Origin of the sequence: Pantoea sp. ICBG 1758 (assembly GCF_002928325.1) — a bacterium.
Taxonomy (GTDB): domain Bacteria; phylum Pseudomonadota; class Gammaproteobacteria; order Enterobacterales; family Enterobacteriaceae; genus Pantoea; species Pantoea eucrina.
In genome coordinates this window covers 303240-317608 of the sequence record NZ_POWL01000001.1, presented here as the reverse complement: position 1 = coordinate 317608, position 14369 = coordinate 303240, and the positions used below count along the sequence as shown (strand labels likewise).

At 58.6% G+C, this 14369-nt stretch carries 13 protein-coding genes and 3 tRNA genes; 4 read left to right on the top strand and 12 right to left on the bottom strand.

The features are described from left to right. The first annotated feature begins 40 nt into the window (after positions 1–40). The 3 genes from C1Y41_RS01615 to zitB are packed head-to-tail and all read left to right on the top strand — an operon-like array spanning position 41 to position 4615. Entirely contained in the window at positions 41–625 is a 585-nt protein-coding gene (locus C1Y41_RS01615) for a response regulator transcription factor (RefSeq protein WP_039383269.1), read from the top strand. Continuing rightward, positions 607–3681: an ATP-binding protein gene (locus C1Y41_RS01610; RefSeq protein ID WP_104084673.1), complete on the top strand. Its 3075-nt coding sequence runs from the start codon at positions 607–609 to the stop codon at positions 3679–3681. The genes C1Y41_RS01615 and C1Y41_RS01610 overlap by 19 nt, the downstream gene beginning before the upstream one ends. Then, on the top strand, positions 3656–4615 hold the full coding sequence (zitB, locus tag C1Y41_RS01605; RefSeq protein ID WP_104084672.1) for a CDF family zinc transporter ZitB: 960 nt from the start codon (positions 3656–3658) through the stop codon (positions 4613–4615). The genes C1Y41_RS01610 and zitB overlap by 26 nt, the downstream gene beginning before the upstream one ends. On the opposite strand, the gene pnuC is transcribed toward zitB, so the two are convergent. Together pnuC and C1Y41_RS01595 are read right to left on the bottom strand one after the other, a co-directional pair. Next, positions 4612–5331, bottom strand: a complete 720-nt coding sequence (gene pnuC / locus C1Y41_RS01600; RefSeq protein ID WP_104084671.1) for a nicotinamide riboside transporter PnuC — start codon at positions 5329–5331, stop codon at positions 4612–4614. The two genes, zitB and pnuC, sit on opposite strands and share 4 nt — an antisense overlap. A 155-nt stretch (positions 5332–5486) precedes the next feature. After that, positions 5487–5990 carry a methylated-DNA--[protein]-cysteine S-methyltransferase gene (locus C1Y41_RS01595; protein WP_104084670.1) on the bottom strand — a complete coding sequence of 168 codons (504 nt, stop codon included), beginning with the start codon at positions 5988–5990 and terminating at the stop codon, positions 5487–5489. 159 nt (positions 5991–6149) lie between these two features. On the opposite strand from C1Y41_RS01595, the gene C1Y41_RS01590 reads away from it, so the two are divergent. Further along, positions 6150–7631, top strand: coding sequence for an AlkA N-terminal domain-containing protein (locus tag C1Y41_RS01590; RefSeq protein ID WP_039383254.1), 1482 nt, complete (start codon positions 6150–6152; stop codon positions 7629–7631). A 342-nt stretch (positions 7632–7973) separates the two neighbouring features. Here the strand turns inward: C1Y41_RS01590 and C1Y41_RS01585 are convergent. The 10 genes from C1Y41_RS01585 to ybgC form a co-directional block, all read right to left on the bottom strand. Next, positions 7974–8049 (bottom strand) — tRNA-Lys (locus C1Y41_RS01585). Between the two features lie 32 nt (positions 8050–8081). Next, a tRNA-Lys gene (locus C1Y41_RS01580) sits at positions 8082–8157 on the bottom strand. Positions 8158–8207: 50 nt separating this feature from the next. Beyond that, a tRNA-Lys gene (locus C1Y41_RS01575) sits at positions 8208–8283 on the bottom strand. A 166-nt stretch (positions 8284–8449) separates the two neighbouring features. Beyond that, the gene (gene cpoB / locus C1Y41_RS01570) at positions 8450–9238 is read right to left on the bottom strand and encodes a cell division protein CpoB (RefSeq protein ID WP_071668993.1); all 789 of its coding nucleotides are present in this window, start codon (positions 9236–9238) and stop codon (positions 8450–8452) included. A gap of 9 nt (positions 9239–9247) precedes the next feature. Next, a complete protein-coding gene (pal, locus tag C1Y41_RS01565; RefSeq protein WP_039383250.1) occupies positions 9248–9775 on the bottom strand; it encodes a peptidoglycan-associated lipoprotein Pal in 528 nt (175 codons plus the stop codon). Positions 9776–9842: 67 nt separating this feature from the next. After that, entirely contained in the window at positions 9843–11138 is a 1296-nt protein-coding gene (tolB, locus tag C1Y41_RS01560) for a Tol-Pal system beta propeller repeat protein TolB (RefSeq protein ID WP_039383247.1), read from the bottom strand. Positions 11139–11255: 117 nt separating this feature from the next. Continuing rightward, a complete protein-coding gene (gene tolA / locus C1Y41_RS01555; RefSeq protein ID WP_104084669.1) occupies positions 11256–12593 on the bottom strand; it encodes a cell envelope integrity protein TolA in 1338 nt (445 codons plus the stop codon). A gap of 25 nt (positions 12594–12618) precedes the next feature. After that, complete coding sequence (gene tolR / locus C1Y41_RS01550) at positions 12619–13047, bottom strand: colicin uptake protein TolR (RefSeq protein WP_039383244.1); 429 nt, start codon at positions 13045–13047, stop codon at positions 12619–12621. 13 nt (positions 13048–13060) lie between these two features. Continuing rightward, positions 13061–13747 (bottom strand): Tol-Pal system protein TolQ, encoded by a 687-nt coding sequence (gene tolQ / locus C1Y41_RS01545; protein WP_071668991.1) that lies wholly within the window; start codon positions 13745–13747, stop codon positions 13061–13063. Further along, positions 13744–14148, bottom strand: a complete 405-nt coding sequence (ybgC, locus tag C1Y41_RS01540; RefSeq protein ID WP_039383240.1) for a tol-pal system-associated acyl-CoA thioesterase — start codon at positions 14146–14148, stop codon at positions 13744–13746. Before ybgC ends, tolQ begins: the two co-directional genes overlap by 4 nt. Between the last annotated feature and the right edge of the window lie 221 nt (positions 14149–14369).

Sequence of the window (14369 nt, the reverse complement as noted above, 5' to 3'; positions counted from 1 at the left end):
CCGCTATGCTAACCGCCATGAAATTCACAGGAACGGTGACATGGCTACCCTACTGCTTATTGACGATCACCCGCTGGTTGAAGTCGCACTTCAGGCTGCCTGCCAGCACGCCCCTATTCCTCTGCAGCTCTATGCCGCCGCTGATGAATCTCAGGCACGCGCCTGCCTGCAGCAGCATAATATTGACGTCATTATTCTTGATATCGGCCTGCCGGATTGTGATGGTCTGGAGCTGCTGCGCCGCCTGCGCGCCCGCGATGCACAGCGCCCGGTGCTGATCTACTCTGCACAGCAGAGCCGCCACACCTTACTGAGCGCCGCTTCGCTGGGGGCGGCAGGCTATGTGGTGAAAAGCCAGAGCATGGCTCAGCTGCTCAGCGCCATCCTTGCAGTGCTGGGGGGACAGCAGGCCTTTCCGCCGCTGCCGGAGCGCCTGGACCTGCCGTTGACGGAGAAAGAGCAGCAGATTGTAGCGCTGCTGGTGCGCGGCCTCTCTAACCTGCAGATTGGTGAGCAGCTGCATATCAGCAATAAAACCGTCAGCACGCATAAAAAAAATATCATGGCCAAGACCGGCGTGACCTCGGTGGTTGAGCTGGCTGAACTGTGGAAAGCGCAGCAGTGAAGCAGCTCTGGCTGCTCTGCTTACTGCTGGTAGCCGGCGCACGCGCTGAACTGCTGCCCGCCAGCAACGTCATGCTGCCTGCGGTTATGCCGGTGCCTCACGCTGCGCCACCGCCCGCCACGCAGCTGCGCGTGGCGGTGCCGGTGCAAAATAGCGCGCCCTGGTCGATGCGCATCGGCGATCGCCTGTGGGGCATTGATGCTGACTATCTCAGCGCCCTCAGCCAGCAGAGCGGCGTACGGTTTCAGCTGCAGGGCTACCCTGACCGGAGCGCGCAGCTGCAGGCGCTGAAGCGCGGTGAGGTGGACCTGGTTTTGACGACTGAAAGCGCACCGCTGCCTGCCGGCGCCTCGCTCAGCGCCAGCTGGTTCAGCACGCCGCTCCGTATTTACCGCAACCGTGCAAATCAGCGCGCGGTAATGTTTAACAGCGATAACGCTCAGCTGACGATTGCCGGCAGCACGCTGACGCAGCTGCCGCCGGAGCTGGCAGCGCGCCACCGCTGGCATCCGCTGGCCGGCAACTTACAGGCGCTCTACGCCCTGCTCAATCAGCAGAGTGATTATCTGGTCGCCGATGAAGCCAGCGCCGGCTTTCTGCTCAGCCAGCTGCAGCAGGGAGAGATCTACCAGATCACCGCCGATCCGGATGCGGTACTGACGCTGCGCACGATCGCCCGCGATCCGGCGCTGACAACATGGATCGATGCGCAGCTTCGCCTGCTGCCGGCGGAGTTCAGCCGGCAGGTTGCTCAGCGCTGGAGCCCGCCGCTGCCGCGCTATCAGGATACGCAGACGCTGATGCTCAGCCCGGCAGAGCAGCAGTGGCTGGCGGCGCATCCCGTTGTCACCTACGCCGCCGCGCCAGATAATGCCCCCTGGAGCTACCGGGACGCCAGCGGTAATGCGCGCGGCTTTGGTATTGACCTGCTTAATGCGCTGGGCCAGAGCACCGGCATCCGCTTCACGCCGCGCTGGGTCGCTAACCCGCAGCAGGCGCAGGCGCTGCTGGCACAGCAGGCGGTGATGCTTACGCTGCTGGAGCCTCTGGATACGCCCGATGCGGCCTCCACCACGCTTCCGGTATGGCGTGCTATCTGGGGCGTTTACAGCCGGATGCCGCTTGCGCCTGCCGACTGGTCCTCGCTGCAGGGCAAACGTCTTGGCGTACTGCGCGGCGATCTGGCCCGTCAGCTGCTGCCGCCGGGTATTACGCCACAGTGGTTTGACGACCGCACCCGGCTCTGGCAGGCGCTCGGCAGCGGACAGATTGATGCGCTGGTGGATAATGTGATCTCAGCACGCTGGCGGCTGGCCAGCCGCGATGACAGCGCGCTGCGTCTGGCGTTTGCCGCCAGCGATATCGCCTGGCCGATGGCGCCCCGGGTAACCCCGCAGCAGCCGCAGCTGCGCGCCCTGCTCGATCGCGCGCTGCAGCAGATACCGCCAGAAACGCTGAACCAGATGCGGGCAAGCTGGGCGCAGCCGCCGCAGCCCGGCAGCACGATGATGATGCGCAGCATACCAAAACTGCTGCTGTTTGCAGCGGCGCTGATTATTGCAGGGCTGCTGCTGCTGCAGCTGCGTCACGTGCTGCAGCAGCGGCGTGAACGGCGGCAGCGCGCAGAAGCGGAGCGCGCCAGTGCGGCTAAAAGCCAGTTTCTCGCGACCGTCAGTCATGAACTGCGCACGCCGATGCAGGCGATCCTTGGCCTGCTGGAGCTGGAACAGCAGCAGCATGTGCCCTCACGGGTCGCGCTGATGCACAGCAGCGCCCGCTCGCTAATGGCGCTGCTGAACGATTTGCAGGATCATGCGCGGATTGAGAATCAGAGTTTCCGCCTGAATCCGCACCCGCTGAATCTCTCCCGCTGGCTGCAGCAGCAGCGGCAGCTTTACCATCCGCTGATGCGCCCCGGCGGTCCGCAGCTGCGCGTAACGGCCCTGACGCCGCTGCCCGCCAGCGTGCTGCTGGATAGCGATCGCCTGCAGCAGGTCATTAATAACCTGGTGGCTAATGCACTGAAGTTCACCCGTGAAGGCGAAATAAGCCTTACGCTGGCGGCAGAGGAGCAGATTACGCTTGTTGTGACGGACAGCGGCAGCGGCATTCCGCTCAGCGAACAGGCACACCTGTTTGAGCCATGGTATCAGGCGCCGTCTGGCCGGCGTCATGCGGTACAGGGCAGCGGTCTGGGGCTCTTTATCTGCCGGGAAATCGTACAGCGAATGGGTGGTACGCTGCAGCTGAGCTCTGCGCCGGGCCAGGGCACACGCGTCAGCGTAACGCTGCCGCTGACGCCCTGTGACATTGCGGATGCCGGCGACGATCCGGTCTGGCCGCGCTATCCGCAGCTGCGGGTGGCGATTGTTGACGATCATCCCGCTAATCTGCTGGTGCTGCAGCAGCAGCTGGCTGCTTTTGGCATTCAGGCTGAGACCTTTGATGCGGGACGCGCCCTGCTGCTCGCCGATGCCAGGCAGCCGTTTGATGTGCTGTTTATCGATCAGATGATGCCGCATCCCGATGGCCTGACGCTGCTGCGCATTCTGCGCCGCCGCCAGCGGCAGCGACCACACCCTGCCCTGCGCGTGATCTGTTCCGCCGACGTGCAGCGCTTGCGCCTGCCGCTGCAGGCGCATGAGGCGCAGCTGGTGAAGCCCGTTACGCTGCAGGCGCTGGCCGCGCTGCTGGCGCAGGCGCAGTCCGATCCGCTGGCGCAGCTGCCGGCAACGCTGCAGCAGCTGGCTCAGCACGACGCCAGCTGGCTGCCGCGCATCTGTGAAACGCTGCAGCGCGCCGTTACGCAGGATCGCGATGCGCTGCTGCAGGCCAGCGGGCAGCGCGACTGGGCGGCGATTGAAAAAGCGGCTCACCGCCTGAAAGGCAGCTGGCTGATGCTGGGCATTGAAGATGCCGCCGGAGCGTGTCAGCAGCTGATTGACGCCGCGAAACAGCAGCAGCTCCATCCTGACACGCTCAATTTACTGATATTATTAACCAACAGGCTACTCAACCAACTGGAACGCTATGGCACACTCTCACTCTCACGGTGACCACAATGCTAATCGCACCCGCCTGGCGGCGGCGTTTAGCGTCACGGCACTGTTTATGCTGGCCGAAGTGATCGGCGGCCTTCTTTCAGGTTCACTGGCGCTGCTGGCCGACGCCGGACATATGCTGACCGACGCCGCCGCCCTGCTGATGGCGCTGCTGGCGGTGCAGTTTGCGCGCCGTAAACCCAATGCGCGGCATACCTTTGGCCTGCTGCGTCTGACCACCCTGGCGGCGTTTGTAAACGCGATTGCGCTGCTGGTGATCACCGTGCTGATTGTCTGGGAGGCGATCCGGCGTTTTACTCATCCGCAGCCGATTGAGGGCGGCCTGATGCTCGGTATCGCTATCGCCGGGCTGTTTGCTAACCTGCTTTCATTCTGGCTGCTGCATCGCGGCAGCGGCGAGAAAAATCTCAACGTGCGCGCCGCCGCGCTGCACGTCATGGGCGATCTGCTTGGTTCGGTGGGCGCCATTGCCGCCGCGGTTATCGTTATGCTTACCGGCTGGACGCCCATCGATCCGATTCTTTCACTGCTGGTTTCCGTGCTGGTGGTGCGCAGCGCCTGGGCGCTGCTGCGTGAAAGCCTGCATGAGCTGCTGGAGGGTGCACCGGTGAATATCAATATTGATAAGCTGGCGCGCGAGCTGAAGCTGAACATCGATGAGGTGCGTAACGTTCACCATATTCACCTGTGGCAGGTGGGAGAGAAGCCAGTGCTTACGCTGCATGTTCAGGTGGTGCCGCCGTACGATCACGACGGCCTGCTGCGAAAAATTCATCACTATCTGCATCAGCACTATCAGATTGAACATGCCACGGTGCAGATGGAGTATCAGGCGTGCAGCCTGCCCGACTGCGCGCTCGGTTCAGAACACGCCGCTGATGACGATCATCATACGGTGCTGGACGGACACGCGCATCATCATCACTAACCCGCCAGCGCACGTGAGCCCTGCTCGCGTGCGCTCTGTATCCACAGACGCGAGCCGTTCAGCGCAATCAGCGTGAGAATGGCGTACTCCAGCGACATCGCATATACCCCCTGCCGGGCAAAAATCATTACGCTAATGACGTTGATGACCACCCACAGCAGCCAGTTTTCGACATATTTACGCGTCATCAGAATCATTGCCACGACAGAGAGCACCATCATGCAGGAATCCCAGAAGGGAAACGCGTCAGGCTGCAGCTGCGGCATGCTGACCTGCAGGCCGATTCCCTGCATGATCTGCACTGCGCTGCGGGTAAGGAAGCCAAACACCACATCGATATAGCGCGTCATCAGCGCAATCGCAATAACGCAGGCGGCGCCCCATGCCAGCGCTTTCGGCAGCGACAGCCAGTGAATTTTTAACGCGCGCTCATGGTCACTGGTTTGCCGGCTCCATGCGTACCAGCCATAGAGATTGGCGACAAAGAAAAAGAGCTGCAGCAGCAGGCTGGCATAGAGCTGGATCTGAAAGAAAATCACCGCAAACAGCGTGACGTTGATCAGACCAAACAGGTAATTACTGATTTTTTCCTGGCTTGCCAGCCAGATACAGAGCAGCCCGGCCAGCGTGCCGAACGCTTCAATCCATGAGAGATCGTATCCGCCGGCGCCCAGAGGGATATGTACCAGGATATTTTGCGTGCTGAAAATGTCCATTACTGGCTCCTGTGCCTGAAATGCAGGGTGCGTAAAAGAGCGGTTCGCCTGCCGCCGATCCGGTGGCGCACTACCGCATCAGTGTTTTATGTAATTAACAACAGAAGCCACGAAAATACTACAAAGCATAATAAATCGCTATTTAGTTTTTTATACTAAACAACCGGCGCACCCGGCTCTTTACCTGCCCGCTCCAGCTCCAGCAAAAACGCCTTAACCGGCAGGCCACCGGCAAAGCCGGTCAGTTTGCCGTTGCTGCCAATGACGCGGTGGCATGGAGCCATAATAGAGAGCGGGTTTTTGCCGTTGGCAGCCCCCACCGCGCGTACGGCTTTGGGATGCCCAATCTGCTCGGCTATCTGCCGGTAGCTGCGCGTCTCTCCAAATGGGATGGTCAGCAGGGCGGCCCATACCTTTTGCTGGAACGGCGTGCCGTACGGGTCGTAGCTCAGGGTAAAACGCTGCCGGGAGCCGGCAAAATACTCCTGCAGCTGACGCTCCGCCTCGCACAACACCGGGTGCGACTCGTTACGTGACAGCGGCGTCAGCGGCACGCGCTGCGATCCTTCATTTTCCCACAGCACGGCTGCCAGGCCTTTATCGCTGGCAATCAGCGTCAGCTCGCCGACCGGCGTCACGATGGTTTTAGTATGGTACATAACAGATCTCCGCAGTGGATGACTCCCGACTATTATTGCATTAATCGCGCCGCAAACTGGCTGTTTTCGGACAGGCACATAAACTGATTAGCTGTCCGAAAGCAGCGTGTTTCCGCACCCGGACTGCGCCATGATGCCCTCTATTTACCGGAGAAGACGATGCTTGATCCTGAAATTGCTTACCAGGCGCTGACGTCGCGCGACAGTCGCTTTGACGGGCTGCTCTACGTGGGCGTAACCTCAACCGGTATTTACTGTCGTCCTGTCTGTCCGGTGCGCAAACCGCTGCTGAAAAACTGCCGCTTTTTTCATAACGCAGAAGCAGCGGAAAAGGCGCGCTTTCGCCCGTGCCTGCGCTGCCGCCCGGAGCTGGCGCCGGGATTTGCGCCGGTAGATAACCATCACCGCATTGCCGATCGTCTGATCCGTCGCGTTGAAGAGGGCATGCTGGAGGAGCAGACCTCGCTGGCAGATATTGCCGGTGAGTTCTTTCTGAGTGAACGTCAGCTGCGGCGCGTTATTCAGCAGGAGCTGGGCGTTTCGCCGCTGGAGCTGCGTCAGACGCGGCGTATGCTGCTGGCCAAACAGCTGCTGACCGAAACCGCGCTGCCCGTAACGGAGATCGCTTACGCCAGCGGCTTTCGCAGCCTGCGCCGCTTTAATGATGTGTTTCAGGCGCGCTATCACATGACGCCTTCCGCGCTGCGTAAGCGGAGCCAGCCGGAAGGCGCTGCGCTGCCACAGCAGAGCGCCACCCTGCAGCTGAGCTACCGTCCACCCTATGACTGGGCGGCGATGCTGGAGTTTCTTGAAGCGCACGTCATGAAGCAGGCTGAGTGGGTGGCCGATGGCGCTTATCACCGCACCGTCGCGCTGGGCGGCTGTCGCGGCTGGGTGCGCGTCAGCGCCCTGCCCGATAAGCATGCGCTGCAGGTTGAGTTCACTACCACACTGACGCCGGTGCTGCCTGCCCTGCTGCGCCGGCTGCGCGATCTGTTCGATCTGGATGCTCAGCCGCAGGCGGTGAGCGAGCTACTGGGCCGCGATCCGCTGCTGGCAGAGAGCCTGGCGCGCCACCCGGGCCTGCGCGTGCCCGGCGCATTCGATGCGTTTGAGTTAAGCGTGCGCGCGATTCTCGGCCAGCAGGTTACGGTAAAAGCGGCTGTAACGCTCAGCAGCCGTCTGACGGAGCGCTTTGGCGAGCCGCTGGAGACGCCCTGGCCAGCACTCTCCCGCCTCTCTCCGGACGCGGCCACGCTGGCAGCAGCAACGGTCGATGATATTGCGGTGCTCGGCATAGTCAGCGCCCGTTCAAATGCGATTATCGCACTGGCCCACGCCTGCGCCAGCGGCGCGCTGCGCTTTAACGGATCTCTGCCGCCGGATACCGTACAGCAGCAGCTGCTGGCGCTGAAGGGGGTCGGCCCGTGGACCGCCAGCTATATCGCCATGCGGGCGCTACGCTGGCCTGATGCTTTCCCGAAAGAGGATATCGCTATCCGTAATAATCTCGGTGGCGTAACGGCCAGAGAGGCAGAGCAGCTATCGCAGGTCTGGCGGCCATGGCGCAGCTATGCCGTGCAGCATATCTGGAAAAGCCTGATGCCCGAAAAAGCCTCCCGGAAAAAGCCGGCACGGTAGCGGCCAGGGCGCCATAAATGGCGCCCCTGCGGATAGATGGGCATATTCCGTCAACGCAAACGCATTACCGCTCCTCATACCCGTAGGGGTCGCATTAATGCGAACCTGGCGTGTTAATGCGCCCCTGACGCGTTCATTAACCATCGGGGGTTATACGCGGCCAGGACGCCATAAATGGCGCCCCTACGTATGGATGGGCATATTCCGTCAATGCATTACCGCTCCCCATACCCGTAGGGGTCGCATTAATGCGACCCTGGTGTATTAATGCGCGTCTGTGGGGGGGCATTACCGTACTGCGGAAAACGAAAAAAGCGCCCGTTGGGCGCTTTTTTCTGAATCTGGTGGGTCGTGCAGGATTCGAACCTGCGACCAATTGATTAAAAGTCAACTGCTCTACCAACTGAGCTAACGACCCGCTGTGGAAGCGGCTTACAACTTTAAACTTGATGGTGGGTCGTGCAGGATTCGAACCTGCGACCAATTGATTAAAAGTCAACTGCTCTACCAACTGAGCTAACGACCCATCAAGGTTGTGAAGCTAACTGAAGAACCCGCCTGAACCTGTGGTTGAGATGGTGGGTCGTGCAGGATTCGAACCTGCGACCAATTGATTAAAAGTCAACTGCTCTACCAACTGAGCTAACGACCCATCTTCAGCGTCGCCGATACGCATTTACATATGTCCCGGCAACGGCGGCATATATTACTGATTTAGCGGGAGGGCGCAACCCTTATTTTCCCGCAGATAGCTCAACTGCTTACCTTTCAGGCGGCAAGACCAGAAATCAGGCGAAATCTGGTCTTTTTCGTACAAATTACAATCCGGCCAGCCGCTTTTGCGCCTGCTTTGCTGACTCACTATCCGGGAACTGCTTGATCACCTGCTGATAAACCGCTTTGGCTTTTGCCGTGTCTTTTTTATCCTGCATGATCACGCCAACCTTAAACAGCGCTTCCGCCGCTTTCGGTGATTTGGGATAGTTCTTCACCACCGTGGCAAAATAGTAAGCCGCATCGTCCTTCTTGCCTTTGTTGTAATGCAGCTGCCCCAGCCAGTAGTTGGCATTTGGCTGATAGGTAGAGTCAGGATACTTCTTCACCCATGCCTGCAGTGCAGAGATAGCCTGATCGTACTGCTTCTTCTCCAGAATCAGCGCGACGGCAGCGTTGTAATCGGTATTTGCATCGCCGGTTTGTGCAGGTGCGGCAGCCGTATTACTGCTACCCGCATCAGCGTTTCCCGCTGCGGCACCGGCAGCATCAGCGTTACCGCCGCTCTGTGCAGCGGACTGGCTGCTGCTTAACGTGTCGAGCTGCTGGTAAAGCTGCTTCTGACGCTCAACCGCCTGGTTAAGCTGATAGCTGTTCTGCTGGATCTGCCCGCGCAGGGAATCGATGTCGCTCTGATTATCGCTCATCTGCTGCTGTAACTGCTGCAGCAGCTGCGCCTGAGCATTGGAGATACGTTCAAGAGTGGTGACACGGTCTTCGACCGAGCCTGAGCCAACGCTACTGATTGACGCCTGGGCATTAGCGGCCCAGGGGGCCGCTACGCCAACCAGTAACGACAGACCCGCAAGGGATAGTCTGAAGTTACTAATCATATGATTCTCTTAGTAAACCAGTACGGCACGACGGTTTTTAGCATACGCTGATTCGTCATGGCCCAGTACGGCTGGTTTCTCTTTACCGTAAGATACGATAGACATCTGATCGGCAGAGACGCCTTTGCCCTGCAGATACATTTTCACTGCGTTAGCACGACGCTCGCCCAGCGCGATGTTGTACTCTGGCGTGCCACGCTCATCCGCATGACCTTCGATAGTCACTTTGTAAGACGGGTTGCCGCGCAGGAAAGCTGCGTGCTGATCCAGCATCTGAGCATAGTCAGACTGCACGTCATACTTGTCCAGACCGAAGTAAACGATGTTGTTCTGCTGCAGCTGCTGCATCTGCAGACGCGCCTGCTCGTCAGAAGACATGTTGCCGCCGTTCATGCCAGCGCCAGAGCCCGCACCGTACGCACCATCAGCACCCATACCGGACTGATCGTTGTTGTTGTTTTTGTGTGAGCTACAAGCAGCGACTGCAATCACTGGCAGAGCCAGCATTAAACCCTTCAGCATTTTGTTCAGTTGCATTTCTTTATCCTATTATTTTGTTTGCCATACATTGACTCCCCCGCCGACGAGGCAAGGGAGCGATGCATCACAGATACGGCGACCAGGCAGGTGATTTTACCTGTCCATCAGTTGCCGGAAGACGCGCTTTGAAACGCCCGTCAGTTGAAACCAGCTGCAGCACGGATCCCATCCCCTGAGTAGAGCTGTAGATAACCATGGTGCCGTTTGGTGCCAGACTTGGCGTTTCATCCAGGAACGTGTCCGTTAACGTCTGAACGGCTCCCGTTTCCAGATCCTGTTTGGCGACGTGCTGCGCGCCACCGGCGCTGCTGATCATCACCATGGTTTTACCGTCGGTCGACACATCCGCATCCTGGTTCTGTTTGCCTTCCCAGGTAATACGCTGTGGCGCGCCGCCGTTAACACCGACTTTATAAATCTGCGGTGCACCCGCCTGATCCGAGGTATACGCCAGGGTCTGGCTATCCGGGAACCAGGTTGGCTCAGTGCTGTTATAGCGGCCGTCTGTTACCTGACGGATCTGACCTGAGCCCAGGTCCATTACATAGAGATTCAGGCTGCCCGTTTTAGAGAGGGCGAAAGCCAGCTTAGAACCATCCGGTGAGAACGATGGTGCACCGTTGTGACGCGGGAAGGAGGCAACCTGACGAATAGCGCCATTTGCCAGCGTCTGGATCACCAGCGCTGATTTGCCACTCTCAAACGTAACGTAGGCCAGTTTGCTGCCGTCAGGTGACCAGGCCGGTGACATCAGCGGCTGCGGTGAACGGTGTACCACAAACTGGTTGTAACCATCGTAGTCAGACACGCGCAGCTCATACGGGAACTGGCCGCCGTTGGTCTGCACAACATAAGCGATACGGGTGCGGAATGCGCCTTTAATGCCGGTCAGCTTCTCAAAGACTTCGTCACTGGCGGTATGCGCCGCATAGCGCAGCCACTGTTTTGTTACTTTGAAGGAGTTTTGTGCCAGTACGCTGCCCGGTGCACCCCCGGTGTCGACCAGCTGATAGGCGACCTGATAGCTGCCATCGGCGTTAGGTGAGACCTGACCGACCACCACGGCATCAATACCCAGCGCGCTCCATGCGGCAGGCTGAACTTCCTGCGCACTGCCGGGCTGCTGCGGCAGACGTGAGCGATCCAGCGGATTAAATTTACCACTGTTGCGCACGTCAGCTGCCACAATACCGCCGACATCTTCTGGCGCCGCGCCAGGTCCGGCCCATTTAAACGGTACTACACCAATCGGACGGGCAGTGTTAACGCCCTGCGTAATTTCAATGCGTACTTCTGCGTGCAGCACAGCGGCCCACAGCAGTACAAAAAAACCTAAGGTTACACGAAGTGCCTGCTTCATCTTATCTCCCTTACCTGAACCTGAGTTCACGATAATTCGCACAGTTCCTGAAAAAACACGAGTATTTTATAGAATACGGCAAGCTAACCTTAGTTCAACCTGCCGTACGTTACTGCATTATTGCGGCCTGAAACGCATTGGTGCGTTTTTAAACACTTCATACACCGCCTGCGAAGGTGGCTTAGGTATACGCGCCTGCTTCGCAGCGGCAATGGCAGCCTGGCAAAGTGCCGGATCGCCCCCTTCCGATTTCACATCAATCAGCAGCCCATCGGGTGCCAGCTTAATACGTAAATCGCAGCTCTTACCGCGATAGAGATCGGCATCATAGAAGCGGCTTTGGATGGCGCTGGTGATCTGGCCCAGATAGGCGTTGACCTCAGCACCCGATGCACCCGCTTTCTTCTGATTGCCCTGCCCTGCTGCACCACCGCCGCCGGCTGCAGCGCCACTCTTCGGCGCGTTTTTACCGGAGGAGAGGCCGCCCAGCAGATCGTCAACATCGCTTTCGCCCTGCGCGGCTTCAGCAGCAGCCTTTTTCTTCGCGTCCGCGGCTGCTTTGGCTTTCGCCGCTGCATCTGCTTTTGCTTTAGCGGCTGCATCCGCTTTCGCTTTGGCAGCGGCGTCTGCTTTCGCTTTTGCCTCAGCGGCCGCCTTCTCTTTAGCCGCTTCAGCTGCTTTCTCTTTAGCAGCTTCCGCAGCTTTCTCCTTCGCCGCCTCTGCTGCTTTCTCTTTGGCTTCCTGCGCAGCTTTGGCTTTCGCCTCTGCCGCTGCTTTAGCTTTGGCATCGGCCTCTGCCTGCGCTTTCGCTTCCGCCTGCGCTTTAGCTTTCGCCTCAGCTGCCGCTTTCTCTTTTGCAGCATCCGCTGCCGCTGCTTTCGCCTGCTCTTCTGCCTGTTTCTTCGCCTCGGCAGCAGCCTGCTTCGCTTCAGCCGCTGCGGTTGCTTTCGCTTCTGCTGCTGCTTTAGCGCGCGCGTCTGCTTCTGCTTTTGCATCCGCTTTCGCCTGTGCGGCAGCGGCTTCAGCCGCTTTTTGCTGCTCCTGAGCCTGCTTTGCAGCCGTTTCGGCCGCTTTCTGCTGCTCAGCCTGCTGTTTAGCCTGCTCTTTCGCTTCCTGCTGCGCCTGCAGCCGCTCTTTTTCCAGCGCTTTCAGACGCTGCTGCTCGGCGGCCTGCTTCTGCTGTAGCTCTTCCGCCTGCTGCTGCGCCTGCTTTTTCCGCTGCTGTTCCGCACGCTGGCTGTCGCTCTGCTGATTTTGCTGACGATTATATTGTTCAACCACAGCCCCGGGATCGACCATGACGGCATCAATATCGCTACCGCCGCCGCCGCCGCTCGCTTCAATATGTTCGTTGAACGAGCTCCAGATCAGCAGCGCAATCAGCACGATGTGCAGCGCCACCGAAACGATAATTGCGCGTTTCAACTTCTGGTTCTGTTCGGTTGCCTTCGACACTCTCGGTTCCCAAAAACAAGTCGCGTTAAATCGGCTGCGTCATCAGACCGACTGATTTGACGCCAGCCTGATGAAGCAGGTTCAGCGCTTTAATGATTTCGTCGTAAGGCACATCTTTGGCCCCGCCAATCAGAAACACGGTTTTAGGATTGGCTTCAATACGACGCTGCGCTTCACTCACAACCTGCTCAGGCGGCAGCTGGGTCATACGATCGTGATCCACCACCAGGCTGTATTGTCCTACACCGGCCACTTCAACAATTACCGGCGGATTATCATCGCTGGCAACTGTTTTGGAGTCAGTGGCGTCCGGCAGATCAACTTCCACGCTCTGCGTAATGATTGGCGCGGTTGCCATAAAGATAAGCAGCAGCACCAGCAGCACATCGAGCAGCGGAACAATGTTGATTTCCGACTTAAGATCGCGGCGTCCGCGACCACGGGTTCTGGCCATCGTAAACCTCGACTTACTTCGTATTGTCGCTAGAGAAAGCCTGACGATGCAGGATAGCCGTGAACTCTTCCATAAAGTTATCGTAACCCTGCTCCAGCTTGTTGACGCGCTGGTTCAGACGGTTATAGGCCATGACCGCCGGGATCGCGGCAAACAGGCCGATCGCGGTGGCGATCAGCGCTTCTGCGATACCCGGTGCCACCATCTGCAGCGTGGCCTGCTTGACTGCGCCCAGCGCGATGAAAGCGTGCATGATCCCCCATACGGTACCAAACAGACCGATATAGGGGCTGATAGAACCCACGGTGCCGAGGAAAGGAATATGGTTTTCCAGCGCTTCCAGCTCGCGGTTCATAGAGATACGCATGGCGCGGCTGGCGCCCTCGACCACCGCTTCCGGCGCATGGCTGTTTACGCGATGCAGGCGGGCAAACTCTTTAAAGCCGGCGTAGAAAATTTGTTCCGAACCGCCCAGCTCATCACGACGCCCCTGGCTCTCCTGATAGAGACGCGAGAGTTCGATACCGGACCAGAACTTATCTTCAAAGGCGTCCGCTTCGCGTCCTGCCGCATTCAGAATGCGCGTACGCTGGATGATGATTGCCCAGGAGGCAATAGAAAAGCCGATCAAAATCAACATGATAAGTTTGACCAGAAGGCTCGCCTTCAGGAACAAATCAAGAACATTCATGTCAGTCACTGCTTGAACTCCGCGACAATAGACTTGGGAAGCGCAATCGGCTTCATCAGGTGTGGGTTAATGCAGGCGATCAGGACATCCGCCTCGTTGAGCACCCTGCCTTCAGCATTGACGATACGCTGGGTGAAGGTCATGGTTGCGCGGGTCATTGAGGTCACTTCGGTCTGTATCTCCAGAAGGTCATCAAGGCGAGCCGCGGCGATGAACTCCACCGTCATGCGCCGTACCACAAATGCGACCTGCTCTTCTAACAGGACGTGTTGATTGAAATGGCGCTGACGCAGCATTTCGGTACGTGCTCGTTCATAAAAAGCAAGATAGCTGGCGTGGTAAACCACACCTCCGGCATCGGTATCTTCATAGTAGACCCGCACCGGCCAGCGAAACAGCGTTGTACTCACTCTACATCCCGGTCTCATTTTTAAACGTTGCTACTATACGCAAGAGCGATCCGCTTGGGAATGGTCCGCCAGAGCCAGAAGAAAATAATTATCTGACGGTAACAACCAGAAGGAATTACTCAACATTTCCTGACCTGATGCTGACAAAAGTCCTGGTCTGCAGTCAGGCGAGTGTGCCGTTAACAGGCACAAAAAAAGGGCCCGTCCGGACCCCTTTATTA

Coding starts and splice junctions, on each gene's coding strand:
- pnuC (WP_104084671.1), bottom strand. CDS start 5,331: ATGGACATTTTCAGCACGCAAAATATCCTGGTACATATCCCTCTGGGC.
- C1Y41_RS01595 (WP_104084670.1), bottom strand. CDS start 5,990: ATGTACCATACTAAAACCATCGTGACGCCGGTCGGCGAGCTGACGCTG.
- cpoB (WP_071668993.1), bottom strand. CDS start 9,238: ATGATTAGTAACTTCAGACTATCCCTTGCGGGTCTGTCGTTACTGGTT.
- pal (WP_039383250.1), bottom strand. CDS start 9,775: ATGCAACTGAACAAAATGCTGAAGGGTTTAATGCTGGCTCTGCCAGTG.
- C1Y41_RS01615 (WP_039383269.1), top strand. CDS start 41: ATGGCTACCCTACTGCTTATTGACGATCACCCGCTGGTTGAAGTCGCA.
- tolR (WP_039383244.1), bottom strand. CDS start 13,047: ATGGCCAGAACCCGTGGTCGCGGACGCCGCGATCTTAAGTCGGAAATC.
- zitB (WP_104084672.1), top strand. CDS start 3,656: ATGGCACACTCTCACTCTCACGGTGACCACAATGCTAATCGCACCCGC.
- C1Y41_RS01590 (WP_039383254.1), top strand. CDS start 6,150: ATGCTTGATCCTGAAATTGCTTACCAGGCGCTGACGTCGCGCGACAGT.
- tolB (WP_039383247.1), bottom strand. CDS start 11,138: ATGAAGCAGGCACTTCGTGTAACCTTAGGTTTTTTTGTACTGCTGTGG.